General features: G+C 64.9%; 20 protein-coding genes. 9 read left to right on the forward strand and 11 right to left on the reverse strand.

Annotation, left to right across the window (positions count from 1 at the left end; translation table 11 throughout):
• Position 1 precedes the first annotated feature (1 nt).
• Positions 2-172: a hypothetical protein gene (locus tag MF407_RS14600; RefSeq protein WP_239702731.1), complete on the reverse strand. Its 171-nt coding sequence runs from the start codon at positions 170-172 to the stop codon at positions 2-4.
• Positions 173-386: 214 nt separating this feature from the next.
• Between MF407_RS14600 and MF407_RS14605 the strand changes: the two genes are divergently transcribed.
• Complete coding sequence (locus tag MF407_RS14605) at positions 387-947, forward strand: HIRAN domain-containing protein (protein WP_239702732.1); 561 nt, start codon at positions 387-389, stop codon at positions 945-947.
• A gap of 43 nt (positions 948-990) precedes the next feature.
• Here MF407_RS14605 and MF407_RS14610 read toward each other — a convergent pair whose 3' ends face one another.
• Together MF407_RS14610 and MF407_RS14615 are read right to left on the reverse strand one after the other, a co-directional pair.
• A complete protein-coding gene (locus tag MF407_RS14610) occupies positions 991-1,263 on the reverse strand; it encodes a hypothetical protein (RefSeq protein ID WP_239702733.1) in 273 nt (90 codons plus the stop codon).
• A 113-nt stretch (positions 1,264-1,376) separates the two neighbouring features.
• The gene (locus tag MF407_RS14615; protein WP_239702734.1) at positions 1,377-2,507 is read right to left on the reverse strand and encodes a hypothetical protein; all 1,131 of its coding nucleotides are present in this window, start codon (positions 2,505-2,507) and stop codon (positions 1,377-1,379) included.
• Between the two features lie 182 nt (positions 2,508-2,689).
• Here MF407_RS14615 and MF407_RS14620 point away from each other — a divergent pair, with 182 nt between their 5' ends.
• Both MF407_RS14620 and MF407_RS14625 read left to right on the forward strand, forming a co-directional pair.
• Positions 2,690-3,046, forward strand: a complete 357-nt coding sequence (locus MF407_RS14620) for a hypothetical protein (protein ID WP_239702735.1) — start codon at positions 2,690-2,692, stop codon at positions 3,044-3,046.
• Positions 3,047-3,446: 400 nt separating this feature from the next.
• The gene (locus MF407_RS14625; RefSeq protein WP_239702736.1) at positions 3,447-3,794 is read left to right on the forward strand and encodes a hypothetical protein; all 348 of its coding nucleotides are present in this window, start codon (positions 3,447-3,449) and stop codon (positions 3,792-3,794) included.
• Positions 3,795-4,075: 281 nt separating this feature from the next.
• On the opposite strand, the gene MF407_RS14630 is transcribed toward MF407_RS14625, so the two are convergent.
• The 5 genes from MF407_RS14630 to MF407_RS14650 all read right to left on the reverse strand — a co-directional run bounded on the left by MF407_RS14630 (position 4,076) and on the right by MF407_RS14650 (position 6,352).
• Positions 4,076-4,249, reverse strand: a complete 174-nt coding sequence (locus MF407_RS14630; protein ID WP_239702737.1) for a hypothetical protein — start codon at positions 4,247-4,249, stop codon at positions 4,076-4,078.
• The gene (locus MF407_RS14635; RefSeq protein ID WP_239702738.1) at positions 4,249-4,644 is read right to left on the reverse strand and encodes a hypothetical protein; all 396 of its coding nucleotides are present in this window, start codon (positions 4,642-4,644) and stop codon (positions 4,249-4,251) included. The genes MF407_RS14630 and MF407_RS14635 overlap by 1 nt, the downstream gene beginning before the upstream one ends.
• A 10-nt stretch (positions 4,645-4,654) precedes the next feature.
• Positions 4,655-5,608: a hypothetical protein gene (locus MF407_RS14640; protein ID WP_239702739.1), complete on the reverse strand. Its 954-nt coding sequence runs from the start codon at positions 5,606-5,608 to the stop codon at positions 4,655-4,657.
• Positions 5,609-5,733: 125 nt separating this feature from the next.
• Positions 5,734-6,075 (reverse strand): helix-turn-helix domain-containing protein, encoded by a 342-nt coding sequence (locus MF407_RS14645; protein ID WP_239702740.1) that lies wholly within the window; start codon positions 6,073-6,075, stop codon positions 5,734-5,736.
• An 82-nt stretch (positions 6,076-6,157) separates the two neighbouring features.
• Positions 6,158-6,352 carry a hypothetical protein gene (locus MF407_RS14650; protein WP_239702741.1) on the reverse strand — a complete coding sequence of 65 codons (195 nt, stop codon included), beginning with the start codon at positions 6,350-6,352 and terminating at the stop codon, positions 6,158-6,160.
• Positions 6,353-6,862: 510 nt separating this feature from the next.
• Between MF407_RS14650 and MF407_RS14655 the strand changes: the two genes are divergently transcribed.
• Both MF407_RS14655 and MF407_RS14660 read left to right on the forward strand, forming a co-directional pair.
• Positions 6,863-7,858 carry a hypothetical protein gene (locus MF407_RS14655; RefSeq protein WP_239702742.1) on the forward strand — a complete coding sequence of 332 codons (996 nt, stop codon included), beginning with the start codon at positions 6,863-6,865 and terminating at the stop codon, positions 7,856-7,858.
• A gap of 942 nt (positions 7,859-8,800) precedes the next feature.
• Positions 8,801-9,124 (forward strand): hypothetical protein, encoded by a 324-nt coding sequence (locus tag MF407_RS14660; protein ID WP_239702743.1) that lies wholly within the window; start codon positions 8,801-8,803, stop codon positions 9,122-9,124.
• Positions 9,125-9,148: 24 nt separating this feature from the next.
• Here the strand turns inward: MF407_RS14660 and MF407_RS14665 are convergent, their stop codons facing one another.
• From MF407_RS14665 to MF407_RS14675, 3 genes are read right to left on the reverse strand one after another with little or no spacing between them, the layout of a single operon-like run.
• Positions 9,149-9,739: a recombinase family protein gene (locus MF407_RS14665; RefSeq protein WP_239702744.1), complete on the reverse strand. Its 591-nt coding sequence runs from the start codon at positions 9,737-9,739 to the stop codon at positions 9,149-9,151.
• Positions 9,736-10,035, reverse strand: coding sequence for a VRR-NUC domain-containing protein (locus MF407_RS14670; protein ID WP_239702745.1), 300 nt, complete (start codon positions 10,033-10,035; stop codon positions 9,736-9,738). Before MF407_RS14670 ends, MF407_RS14665 begins: the two co-directional genes overlap by 4 nt.
• A gap of 53 nt (positions 10,036-10,088) precedes the next feature.
• Positions 10,089-10,313, reverse strand: a complete 225-nt coding sequence (locus tag MF407_RS14675; RefSeq protein WP_239702746.1) for a hypothetical protein — start codon at positions 10,311-10,313, stop codon at positions 10,089-10,091.
• A gap of 25 nt (positions 10,314-10,338) precedes the next feature.
• On the opposite strand from MF407_RS14675, the gene MF407_RS14680 reads away from it, so the two are divergent.
• The 4 genes from MF407_RS14680 (at position 10,339) to MF407_RS14695 (ending at position 13,109) form a co-directional block, all read left to right on the forward strand.
• Entirely contained in the window at positions 10,339-10,560 is a 222-nt protein-coding gene (locus MF407_RS14680; RefSeq protein ID WP_239702747.1) for a hypothetical protein, read from the forward strand.
• Positions 10,557-11,663: a tyrosine-type recombinase/integrase gene (locus tag MF407_RS15980; protein ID WP_239702748.1), complete on the forward strand. Its 1,107-nt coding sequence runs from the start codon at positions 10,557-10,559 to the stop codon at positions 11,661-11,663. Before MF407_RS14680 ends, MF407_RS15980 begins: the two co-directional genes overlap by 4 nt.
• Positions 11,664-11,758: 95 nt before the next feature.
• Complete coding sequence (locus MF407_RS14690; protein ID WP_239702749.1) at positions 11,759-12,652, forward strand: nucleotide-binding protein; 894 nt, start codon at positions 11,759-11,761, stop codon at positions 12,650-12,652.
• Positions 12,642-13,109, forward strand: coding sequence for a phage terminase large subunit family protein (locus tag MF407_RS14695; protein WP_239702750.1), 468 nt, complete (start codon positions 12,642-12,644; stop codon positions 13,107-13,109). The genes MF407_RS14690 and MF407_RS14695 overlap by 11 nt, the downstream gene beginning before the upstream one ends.
• Positions 13,110-13,324 lie beyond the last annotated feature (215 nt).

Below are 13,324 nucleotides of genomic sequence, written 5' to 3' on the forward strand. Positions count from 1 at the left end.
GTCAGTCGAACTGGAACCCAGCGTTCTCGCCGGCATGGGGGTCGTCGGGGTCGAGGGCCGTCCGGTCGAACCCGCATTCAGGACACTCGTCCTGGTCATCCGGGACCTGACAGTCCCCGCACCCGAAACACAGCCAGGTGTCGTCGGTGTCCTCGTCGGCAGCAACATTCATGATCGCAAGTATGGCCGCCAACGGGATACTCGGCGGCTCTCACGACCCGGGTTCAGGCGACCTCTTTCAAGCAACTGGGCATTGTCCACCTGGTCCTGGGTCACCCGAATCGTCACCCGCTCTGCCTCCCACGTCGTCCCCAACCATCATCGGTGGATTGCGGCCTCCGGGACAAGGGATGCGGCATGGAACGAACACGCTCTAGGTCGATTCCATGCCGCACCCGCAGAACGACCGCCCGTCCAGCGATATCTATCTGGGCGAGGGAGAACGCACCGACCTGATCGGCCCGGATGGGCTGCCGCAGGTGCACCTGGTCGAGCAGGTGTACGACGGCGAGGTGGTCCTGCGGTTCTGTGATGACGCCAGCGGGGAGCTAATGACTGCTGAGGCGCGGCGGCTCACTGCTGCCGGGATCTGGGCCGGCAAGCTGCGCGGGAGGAATCACTACGCCGACGCCGCTCGACGAGCAGACCTCCGGCCAGGCCGCCGGCTCGTGCTCGTCCGGCAGTCCGACAACCCGCACGACGCTCACGCGGTGGCGGTTACCGCTGCTGGCTCGAACGAGGTGATCGGCTTCATCGACAAGGCCAAGGCCCGCCAGCTGGCCAAGCAACTGGACGGCGGCGTGAACCTGTCCGTGGTGTCGCTCGCCGGAACTGGTCCAGGCGTCGCATGCGGCAGCATCACCTACGCGGCGGCCATGCCCGAGGTGATCGCGCACATCACTGGGTTGCGGCCGAATACCGCTGCTAGACCTGCACATTGGGCGTGATCGCCGAAGCGCGTTCGGCAGGGGGACAAGCCGCGCGCGAGGCTCACCGCAGACCGAACGCCCGATTCGGGTCGGCTGGCAGCGGCCTGACGATCGCGGCTGGGACCCACCGCATCACGACAAAGGGGTCCTCGCCGGGCGCGACAGCATCGTCGATCAGCACGACCAAACATGACCATTCATACGACTGCCTGCGCCAGGCGACGACCAGCCCTTGGCGCGGTGGCTCGTGCGGATGGGTCGTGTGCAGGCGCACCCAGACGTGCCGGGTCGAGCGAGGAGTGCGCCAGGTGCGCTCTGCCTTCGACTGTCCCATCGAACAAGTGTACGAGTATCTTGGTGAAGCCGTCGGCTCGCGGGGTGCCTGCAGACTCGTCCGTTTGCCGTTGTACGCCGTGCTCCGCATCCCCGGGGGCGGCGGCGAGCTCATCAGGCCCCTGGTTGGCGCTCTGTCAGGTACGTCAGCGTCACATCAAGGAGATCGACCAGATCGCGCGCTGTGGCTGTCCCGAAGTCGATCTCGGCGATGGCTTGGAAACGCAGCGCTCCGTCGCCGTAGAACCCAGGCCCAGTGCGCTGACGGTTGTTCTTGCGTCCGTCGGGCAGTGGGGCGTTGGCAAATCCGTGGGTGATGACCGGCTCCCAGTCGCCCTTCGTCTTCGGCCGACTCGGACGGTCGCGCCGGAGGAGTTCGCCGAGGTCAGGTCGTGACTCGGCGATCGCAGCCTTCAGACTCGTGGAGTTGATATCGGCATCCATGCTCATCGCGAGGTCGTAGGCAGCGCGGCGAACCTCTTCGTCCTCGACCCCCTCGGGCCGTGGGTCGAAGTCGACGCCGAAGCGGAGTTCGCCACCAGGTTTGGCCTCCCACCAGCGAACCTCCGCGATGAACGCCCTGTCGCTTGTCTCGTTGCGGACCGGAGTCCACGCCTGCACGATCGGCAGCCCACCACCGCTGGTGACGCCAGCCCAGGAAAGTCGTCCTCGGCTGGCGATGTCGGAGGCGATCCGACGCGTCACGACGCGCGCAAGGAATTTCTGGTCAAGCGTCGCGAGTGGCAGCGAGTCCTCGGTGCTGCTGTCGGCGAACACGCTGGCGATTGAGTTGTCCCAGCTGCGAAGGACGGCTGCCATCTCTCGTGCGAGCACGCGAGCTGGCTCGTCGCTGTTGTCCTGCCACGCGGCTACGAGATCGCTCAAACCGAGGAAGCGCCAGCGGTCGGCGTCGGCATCAACCCTCCCGGCGTCAAAGCTCAGCGCCGCCAGGTAGAGATCGGGACGGGCGGTCAGAGCCTCGTACTTCTGCTGCTGCTCGGCACCCATGACATGCCCGAGCTTGACCTCGATGACCGCAGATCGTGCGGTGCTCGACAACAGCAGGTCGGCATGGTTCGCCTCGCGAGCCTCGCGGTTGACCCGGTCGGGGACAAAGCCGACGAGGTCCGCCCATGGTGATGGGTCGCGGTCGCTGAGGTACTGAATGAGGTCAGAGATGTTCGTTTCCTGGGCGAGGAGGCGACCTATCCCTCGAGCCCTCACCCACGGTGACACGGTGCTCATGAGACCAGCATTGCTCATCGAAGGACACCGTAGGTTTCTGATAAGTGCCATTATCCGGCCATGGACGAATGGACCGTCGCGTGAGCAGCCGGCAGCCGAGACCCCACTCAAGACCCTGGTCTGATTACCCTCGAGTCAGGGGAGAACTGCTCGCCCACCAACAACCGCAAGGGGACACACCGATGACCTGGATCCGCACCGGCACCAGCAAGACCACCGATCGATGGAATCCGCAAGACACGGAGCGCTTCAGGCCACACGGCGGCATCGGTCACATCGAATGGTTCAACCTCGACACCGGGGCCGGGTACCTCCTTGCCACCGACGGGGAGTGGCGAACCGGTGGTGCGTTCCATCTGCTCTGGAAAGCCTCGAGCGCAACAGAAGCCGTTGATGTCTCCAGCCTCTTGTGGCCGATCGCCCGCAACACCGCGTTCCCGGCCGACCCCAACGCGTGGTCCGCTGTTAAAACTCGCGTGAGCGATTACGTCGACCGGTTGCTCGATGCAGAAGATCTCACCGAACGAGTGGGACACTGAAGGCTGATCGACCACCTCGACGAAGAGCCCACAAGCCTGAGTCTTGAGATTTACCCACCCAGCTGACCAGGCTGCCCGCCAGGATTGAACGGGCACCTCGCCCGAGTCAGGCCCTCGCTCGACTGGATCACCTGCCGGAGCGCCGACTCCACTCACTTCAGTGCAAAATAGTCGCGTGATCCTTCGCGGAGCCTTCCTCGCTGGCCTTGTCCTATCTGCGGCGGGCTGCGCTTCGGAGTCTGTCGAGCCAACACCGTCTCCGGCGGCCGTGCTGCGTCCTCTCGTCGACCGCGCTCACGCGGATAGGTCCGCCACGGGTTTCCTTGCGAGAACAGGCTCACCGCATGTCGTGGGCGACATCTACTTCTGTGTGACGAGGCCCGGGGTCACGATCACCTCGGTGACCGCCGAGGGCGGCACCCTCGCGGTGACCGACTTCGCCTACCGGGAGAACCAGCTGGCGCGTGGGCGAACGGGCATGGGCGATGCCGACGGATCGCTCGACGCTCATCACCTCGCTGAACGGCCGGCGCTGACGCACACCTGCGCACAGGGAGTGGCCGGGTCGTATGAGCTCCGCATGCAAATGTCGCCGCGGCGCGCGGTGGAAACCGCTCGCGGGTTCGTCGTCCATGACCGCTCCGATGGGCAGTCGCATCAGGTGGAGGCACCGTTCAATGTCGCTGCCTGTGCCGACCCGCAATCCACTGAGTGTCAGGCGTTCCCAAAGTCAATCGGACTGGGCTGACTAGGTCTGCTGCATCAAGTGCTCGCACGAGGCGACGACTGCGTGGTCGAGACTCGGCTCCCGACGTCGACGTTGACGCAGAGGTAGTGCCGGACGGGCCGCAGGCCCCAGTGGTTGCAGCGAGCACGACGCGTGCGGCCCGACCGGCGACCATGGGCCGAGTTGGTAGGCACGGAAGTCAGGGCTCCCTGGTCACGCTGCGCCAGGCAGAAACGACTTTTTGATCGGATGGTCGTGGCACGCAAGAAGCCGGGCAGAGCAGGCAGAGCACCCGGCGGGTATCACCGGGACTGAGCAGCCAGTTCCTCGATCGAGGCGGGCACAGCCAGCCCGGCCTTGCGGCGGGCCTTGACGTACACCTTGGCGGCGGCGATGCGGTTGGCCTCGTGCTTGGAGATCGTCCGCTCGGTACGCACCGCGGCTGGCGCAGCCGTACTCCTCTTGATCTTCGCCATCACGAGTCCTCACTCTCAGTACTCATCGATTCTGCCTCGTGGTCGGGGGCTCCGTCTACGATCTCGACCTCGTCATCCGGGAACAGGATCTCTTCCAGAGCAATCGAAGCGAACTTTGCAGCCTCCACATCCGACGCCTCGTCAACGAGTTGGTCGAGTGCTGCGATCCCGAGTGCCTCGGTGCCAGAGGTGTTGACCAACTCGGTGGCCCAGCGGGCCTTTGCCCACCACCGCTCTTCACGGGCGCGGTTGTTCTCGCTCCGCCGGCTCAGCCAGGCCCCGGTAAATGCCAGTGATGCCGCCACAACCGCGGCCGCCCCGCCAAAGCCCGGTGACATCAGCCAGTCGCCGACACTGAACCCCGTCGCGACCGCCTGCCCTGTGATGGCGAACATGCTGTGGACGCTATGGAAGCGGGTCGGAGTCGGTGTACATCGCGTCCTGGGCAAGAGCACGTTCCACGTGTGCTTGCCAGGCTGCGTCGCCCAATCGTGCATGGAAGCCCCAGCCGCCGTCCGCACTGTCGCGGAACTCATAACCCATGCTCCGCACGAGTGAACGCTCGACCTCGGCACACGCAGCGACAGCCGTTCGCCACTTCGTTCGCGACAGGGGATGGTCCGCCGACGGCAACCGTCGATAGGCCCGGCACCGTGACCCCCAGGAGGGTGCCACGAAATCGTGCCACCCCTCGACGGCGTACTTGCCCTCCTGCACCAAGCCTGACGGTTCGCCACCGTCGGCGTCGAAGGCGACTGAGTACGCGAGGACCTTGGTGAGGCAATCGGCGATCGCCAACACGCCGTTATACAAGTACCGAACGTCAGTAGACGCGGCGTCCGTCGAGACGTTGATCAGGTCGACGTTGGTCCAGTGCAGGAGCGTCGCCACGTGGTCTGGGGCGCACGACGGCGACGCCGGGTAGCCACGTACGGCGAGACTTTTCTCGATGCGAAACTCCTCGAGGGCAAGCGCGCCCATCGCGGCCAGCGCATACCGCCACTCGCTGACCTCGGTGTACGGCGGGCCGCCGAAGTACTCGTCACGGTTGTGCAACAGGACATGCCCGCTCTCATGGGCCGCGAGCCGCTCGACACCGGCATCGTCCATTGAGTCCACCGTGGCTGCGTTCATGACGATGACAGATTCGCTGCCGGTGCGGATCGTCTTGGCGGCTACGGTTCCGGTTCCGCGGTCCGCGGAGTAGGTCGTCGAAGCAAGGATCTGACGAACCGTCGCATCGAAGTCACGCGCGAACACGACGGCAACGTGCCGCGGCTCTAGGCCCATGGTTTCGATGCCGCGGTGGATCGCAGCCTGCTGCGTTGCGGTCGGTGCCACGCCCTGGTTTTCGATCACGGACGCAGGCTACGCATTGCTGCCGACAACGACCGACGAAACAGAACCAGGAGACGTCCAGGGGGAAAGAACGTCCAGTGTGCAGCGCTATAGAACCCTGCGCCCGAGGACTGCTGAAATCGTTGCTACACAGCTGTTTCCGGGATCTGGCGACCGTCTGATGCAATCAACGTCGCGGCACGGTCCAGGCTGCCCGGCACCACCTGCCACTTCGATGCCCGACCCTGGCCGACGATCTCGACGAAGCCGGCCGCTTTCAGCGTCTTGAGGTGTTCGAGCACCGTCGCCGGACCCGAGACCAGCACCCGCAGTTCCGGCACCGACAGCGGCTCGGCCGCCTGCAGCAACGCGCGCAGGATGCTCAACCGGTGCTTGTGGCCGAGTGCGTTGAACACCGCAACCAACGGCACGAGGTCGTGGTCGCTGTCGAGGGATCGGGCGGCGAACAGGGCAGCAGGCATGTCCATGACTCGCCATCCTGACTGGAGGGGTCGTCGAATGGGGCTTCAAGTTGCTGTGCCAATTGAGGTTGGTCCAACTGGGCGCAGGTCAGTCAGCGGGTTTCACGACCGCTTGAGCAGACAGCGTCGAGACATCTTCGTCAGTGGGAGGCTGTGCCTGCTTAGCGTTCGCCAGGCGGATGAGCCATTCAGCGCTGGTCCGGCCACGGGCCTTGTCGAGCGCCAACAGGAGCTTCGCGTTGTCGACCTGGTCCGGGTCACCTTGATCGTCATGGACCTTCACCTCCTCACGATCTGTTCCATCATCGATCTGGGGCGGACGCCGCACAACTGGGCCCACCACCGCGCCTCGATGTTCCAGCTGTTCCGAATCGCGCGGAGTCGTTTGGACGCTGGCTGTCAGCTGGCCGACCTCCTCGGCCTGGCGAGGAGCAGGACGAGGCCATGTTCGAGGAGGAGCTCGAGGTAGACGGTTGGCTGGTCCAGGAACCGCGCCGCGGGTGGACCTACTCGTCATCGCGATCGACCAGATCGTGCTCGCCTAGGTCGGACGGCGACGCTCACCTCGGCCTGCCCGTCAGTACCGTCACCTGGGACCGGGTGCCGAAGGTCACTCGTCGGTAGATTCCGCTCACTCTCCTAGCGGCAGGGACCGGTCACCTCGAATTCGTGAGGTTGTCGGACTCGTCTGCAATGCTGTCGCCAATGCACGCGGGATCGCATGTGCGGTGTCGAGTGGAGTAGTCGTCAGGCCGGGTCTCGGTTCCGGCCATCGTGGTGGAGGGGTGTCGTAATGAGCGTTCTTTATCGGGCCGTCTGGTCGGACAGGGTGAACGGTAAGGCGGAGATGATTGTTGCTAGCCAACTCCGACAGGTTGCTTCATGGATTCATGGCTCGCCAACCCATGAACCGCTCACCGAGGGGGAGAGTCGCCTCACCGTCTCGGGGCGCGACCGCACCATATATTTTCGACGGCTCGGCACCGACGCTTTCGAAGTTTCGGTGACTGACCAAGCGCCCGGCGATGATACTCAGTGGACGACCACGATCCGCGTTCGCGCGTCCGACGGTTACATCTACTCGCTCGTCGAGAACGGCATGGAGTCAGACGATGTGACCAAGCGCGTTTCCATTGGACGCCCTCGGATCGTGCACGACCTTCTGGCAGGTTCTGAAAAGCCTTGTCTGAGAGGCAGCGTGATCCTAACCGGGTCGCAGGCAATCCCGGCGGAACGCGTCCCCATCCTCACGGACCTGTTGGCCGATCCAAATCGAACGCTACCGGTGATCGTCTGCTCCGAGCCTCCAGGTGCTCACAAGGGCGAATGGCTCGACCGGGCGAACCGGATAGCTACGCGCACCGAAGGTGTGGCGATTGTCGTCACGTTGGACGAGGCAGCCGTGACTGAGTTTAAAAGGGCCCTCGATCTGTTGGCTATCTGGGGCGGTGGCATAAGGATCTACGCGCCGGGGACGGTCGTCGCGGAGTCCGACGGTTGGCGGCACAGGTACTTCCTGAACCAACGCCTTGAGGACGCGCCCCAAGCAACTACCGACCGCATCGTGTATTCGGTCGCCCAGCTCTCGGCTCGCCGTCGCGTCCCTGAGGTCTTCGCTGTGTTCACCGAACAGGCGGGCCTTTCTGTGCATGCTCAGAGCCATATTGTCCCGGCAGAGCGGTTGGATGAGGAACGGGAGCAGTGGGAGTTCGCGACGGACCTAGCCCTCGAGGAGCGAAGCGAGGTCGAGAGGAGCTCGCGCACGCGAACGGTCATCTGGCTCGGTTGAAGGAAGAGCTGATCGCTCACGGACTCACGAATCTGTTGTGGGGTACGCAGCACGAGCCAGGGACCTCGATACCCGACGAGGTGCAGGACGCATCTGAGGCTGCGCTGGCGGCCCAAACCTACTTGTCTGAATGGTTGACCGTGCCCGATTCTGCGATACGCGAGTTGGAAGATGTCGACACGGCACCAACGGCCTTTGCCTGGGGGAACCGCACGTGGGGTGGTCTTCGCGCTCTTGCGGCATACGCACAAGACCGGGCAGGCGGTTGGGATCACGGGGGGTTCTGGGAGTGGTGCGCTTCCGGGCCCCTTCTCGGCTGGCCGGCAACGCCTAAGAAGCTTGCGATGACAGAAGGGGAAACGGTCCAGAACAACGATAAGTTGCGTCGCGCACGTGTATTCAAGGTCGATCCCGCAGTAGAGGCCGCCGGTGAGATCACGATGCTGTCTCATTTGAAGGTGTCTGAGGGAGGCGGTCCGCTGGCTCCGCGAATCTACTTTCACGATGACACAGGTGGGTCGACCGGAAAAGTTCACGTCGGACTGATCGGCCCTCACTCATTGGTGCCAAACAAGTCCACCAACTAGCGGTGTAGCTACACAGAGTGTGTTTCATATACATCTCCTATACGAGACGCCGTATTCGGCACCTTCGGGGCAATCGGCACAGGGCTTCCGGGTGTCTCACGACCGGCTGATCAGCCTGACCGACTTTATGAGACGCGCCGCCGTGACACGGTGGCGAGATGACGGATATGGATGCCCTTCTGCAAACCGAGCTCGAACGAGTGGAGGCCAAGTTGACCGAGGGCGACGAGCTGCCGTACGCGTCGATGCTCTCCTGCGAGTTCGAGGTCGTTCTCGTCGATGACGGGCCAGGGGAGCACGGGCCAAGCGTCGTCGCCCGCGCACACATCTCTCCCGGCGGGCCGTCGCGCAGGTCTTGGTCGAGGCCCGCGACGGCGAGGAAGCCGCCGACCGATGGCTCGACCCCGATACGCGGCTGTACGCCGCGATCGCCGAGGAGTTCGAGCAGATGTGGTCCGCGTGGGACGAGGTGCCTGAGGGGCAGGCGAGGAAGGTGCTCGAGCTGCGTGTTCGCGACCTGCGTGTCCACAACCTCGTGTGGCGGATCGGGCGGGTCGTCGTCGGCATCGAGGACGCCGGCATCAACTCCGCGAGCCTTCTGACGACGAAGGTCACGGAGACGATGAAGCCGCTGTGGTCAGCCTGCACATCGACGGTCGGCGCTACGACATGCGCCTGACCCACGACGAGACCGAGGAGCTGCTCAGGCGTCTTGACGACCCGTACTAGTCCGGTGCCTGTAGTAGGTCGCGCGTGACCAGCCGACCAGCTTGGCGGCGGCTTCGACTGTCATTCCCTCGGTGTCGACAAGGTGCTCGACGGCCCGCACCTTCCGCGCCACGTCGGCTGGGTCGACCTCGGGCCGTCCGAAGCGCACGCCGCGGGCCTTGGCGGCGTCAACGCCGCCCTGGACACGTTCCCTGACGAGATCCCGCTCGAACTCAGCGAATGCGGACATCTGAGCGAGCAGTAGCCGCCCTTCCTTGGTGGTGGGCGTGATCCCGTCGGACAGTGACCGGACGATGATGCCCCGCTCAACGAGTTCGTGCACGGTGGTGATGACGTCGATCATCGACCGTCCGATCCGGTCGATGCGCCACACGATGAGCTCGTCGCCAGCGCGCAACCTCGCCTCCAGCGCAGACCATCCGGGTCGGCTGCTGGTCGCCTTGGAGCCAGACACCTGGTCGAAGTAGATCTGCGCCTCCGGCACCCCGGCGTCGACGAGCGCCCGACGCTGCAGATCGTCGGTCTGCTTGTCCCGGGTTGAGGTGCGGGTGTAGCCGAAAATCATTCCGCCGCCACCCTGCTCGCCAGCGCTTCCACCAGCTCGTCGGCGGCAGTCGTGGTCTCCACGACGAATACCTCGCCGCCGTCGCGACGCAGCTTTGTGATGGTCAGGTGTTGGAGTCGGCGCAGTCGGCCGCCGGGTCGCTTCAGTTCTACGAAGACGGTGCCGCCCGGCGCGACGATGACGCGGTCGGGGACCCCGGCCCTGCCGGGCGAGATCAGCTTGAGGCTCAGCAGTCCCCGCTCGCGGCACCTCATCAGCAGGTGACGTTCGACGGTGCTCTCACGAGTGGTGTTCACTGACGTGTCCCTCATCAGAGCACGAAGCCGGCGATGGCACCCGCGACGTCCTTCTAGTCCGATAGGAATGCGCTGGTGGCGACCTCCGTGCTGGTGGTCGCCGTGTCGAGCGAGTGACGCGGCGCGAGGTAGCTGTCGCGGATCTCGAAGTCGGTGGTTGGGCTCGCCGACAACGGATAGAGGGGGTTCGAGTTCCCACCCGGCCAGGTCGCGGTCACGGTCGTCGCACCCGGCTGCGGCTGCGCGACCTTGGTCGGCTCGACCGACACTGACTTCACCGACGCCAGCTTCCGCCCGAGGCGGTTGTACTTCGAAAACTCGATCGTCTGGGCGTCGAGGTCGACGACCCAGCGCTCCGCGGCGGCTGCCCGCAGCGCTCTGGCCCGCGCTGTCCTGGCGGCGTTCGCGACCGACGACCTGCGCGAGGAGCTGGAGCGCCGGGAGCGTGCCGAGAACGAGGCAAACGACCGCGAGGTGCAGGCTGAGCTGCTTGCCGACCTGCGAGCCGACGCGGGTCAGCCGTGACGGTCAAGGATCTGTGGGAGGGCAAGACCAAGAGCGAGATCGCCGACCTGCGCGCCCGGAACGCGCCACGGTGGCAACGCCGCTGGCGAGATGGCACAGGGCGCAACGCCACGCAGCGGAAGCAGTCCCATCGTGAGGCCCAGCGCGCGCAGGCCCTAATCGATGACGGCAGCCAGATGCACACGCCGAGGGCGCGTGCCGTCGTTCGAGGATCGGTCACGGCCTCTACGTTGTTAGACCGACACCTGTCCGCCAAGGCCGACCGAGCGCCAAAGACCATCGAAGCCGACACCAGGCACGCCGGCCACGTCCGCACCGTCTTCGGGGACCGGAATGTCTCGACGCTCGACACCACCCAGATTGAGATCTGGTCGGTGCGGCCTGGCGTCGCCGCTGAGTCGAGGAAGAAGCAGGTCGAGATCCTCCGGGCGGCCCTCAAGCGCGGCATCCGCGACCGACTCGTCGATACTGATCCGACCGAGGGGATCGTTGTGTCCCTCGGACACCGGGAGTTGCCGTCGTACTCGTCGGACCAGCTCATGGCGATCCTGCGTGCGGCATCGTCCGATCTGGAGCGGGCGCTCCTGGGCGTCCTCGGGCTCATGGGCCTGCGATCGGAGGAAGCACGATCCCTGCTCGTTGGCGACCTGAGGGAGGGACACCTGAGCGTGAAGAACGGCGGGGCCGGCACCGATACCACGAAGACGAGAGCTTCACGGCGGGTGCTCCCCATCCCGATGACAGTGCTTCCCTGGCTGGTCGACCTCGCAGGCGATCGCCCTAAGTCCGACTGGCTGTTTCCGAGCCCCCGCAAGGCAGGTTGCGCGATCGCCATGCAGTTCCCCAACCAGGCCCTGACTCGAGCGATCACGAAGGCAAACGAGAGTCGGCAGGAACCGATCCCTCGGCTGACCGTCCACGGGCTGAGGCACACCTTCGCCGCCATCTCCCTCTCCGAGGCCGGTGCCGACCTCCTGAGCGTCTCGCAGGCGATGGGTCACGCCCGCCCGTCGATCACGCTCGACCGGTACGGGCACCTCTCGAAGAAGGGTCTCGCGCCGCTCATGGGGAAGATCGACGCGATCGTCGCGACCATGTCTTGATCGGGCTGACCCGACCGGGATGCGTTCCCCGAGTAGCCATCGTTGTCGGTGCGGCCATCTAGGCTTGGACACAAGTCGGACGAGAGGGACTGCCAGTGACAGAAGCACGACCGGAGGCCGACCGTCGAGCGGTCTTCGTCATCCACGGGCGGAATGAGCCCGCGCGAAAGGGCCTATTCGCCTTTCTTCGCTCGATTGGGCTGGAGCCTATTGAGTGGTCCGAGGCAATCTCGATGACCGGACAGGGATCGCCGTACATCGGGGACGTCCTCAACGTCGCCTTCGGAGCGGCCCAGGCTGTGGTTGTGCTTCAGACGCCAGACGACGTCGCGCACCTTCATGAGTCGCTGACCTACCCTGGCGACCCAGAGACAAGCCCGCAGATGCAGCCTCGTCCGAATGTCCTCTTCGAGGCGGGCATGGCGTTGGCGCGCGATGCGGACCGGACCATCATCGTCGAGCTCGGTCAGATCAAGAGCTTCAGCGACATTCACGGTCGCCACGTGGTTCGTCTCGACAACAGCACGGCGAAGCGCCAGCAACTTGCCCAGCGCCTGGGGACCGCCGGATGCGCCGTCAACCTAGGGGGAACCGATTGGCACACCGAGGGTGACCTGACACCGCCGGCCCCGCCAGGCGGCGGGCTGCCGCTCGGTCGCAAGCTTCCTTCATCCCAGACGTCGGGCCAGCCGCGCCTTGAGGTGACCCTTAGCAAGTCAGGCAAGAGCCAGGAGCGCATGACCATCACCAACCACGGGCCCGGCGATGTGTATGACCTCGACTTCGCTCTGGCCGACGACCGAGAAAGCACGCGCGAGTGGCGCGAGGAGGGGTTCCCGGTACCGAGGCTGCCAGCTGGGAAGTCCGTAAGTGCTGCCCGGTTCCTTTCGATGGCGTCGTCATCGCCTGCCTACTTCACAGTGGTGCTTACCGGGAAGACAGCCGATGGTGTGGAGATCAGAGCTGAGGAGTTCGTAAGTGGACGATGAGTACACGATCCAGGTGTCGGTCCCGCTCGACGCAGACGGCTTCCTGCGTCGAGAGTGCCCGCACTGCGGGCGGCAGTTCAAATGGCACAACGGGCCTGCCAATGAGGAGGCAGAGAACCATGCCCGGCCAGCGGCCTACAGTTGCCCACTGTGCGGTCAGCCGGCCGCCGATGACTCGTGGAACACCCCAGAGCAGGTCGAGTTGTTCGAACGGGCGGCCATGCCTGTGGTGCTCGAGGCCGTGCAGGACGAGCTTGAGTCGATGTTCCGCAGGACGAAGGGATTCACGTACCAGCGCGGGCGGGATGAGGTGACGGAGCCGGCCGAACCACTCGTTGAACCCGACGACATGGTCATCGTGACCTCGCCCTGCCATGACTTCGAGCCGGTGAAGGTCCCTGAAGATCACACCGGGACTCTCTACTGCCTCATCTGCGGGTCGGCGTTTGCCGTGTGATCGGAAGCGTTGACGGAGGAACGAGGACGCCGTCGATCGAACCCGTCTTCGGGAGCAAGAAGGGATGTGCGCCCCGTGTGCGCCCCGAGGCTTTCAGGAACCCTCGAACAGGCAAAACTTGACTATCCTCCCTGCTTTGCAAGCAGGGGGTTAGGGGTTCGAGTCCCCTTACCTCCACATATTGATTGCTCGAGTCGCTCCGTCAGTTCGCTGGC

The sequence above is a fragment of the Yimella sp. NH-Cas1 genome (assembly GCF_022359705.1).
Lineage (GTDB): Bacteria > Actinomycetota > Actinomycetes > Actinomycetales > Dermatophilaceae > Yimella > Yimella lutea.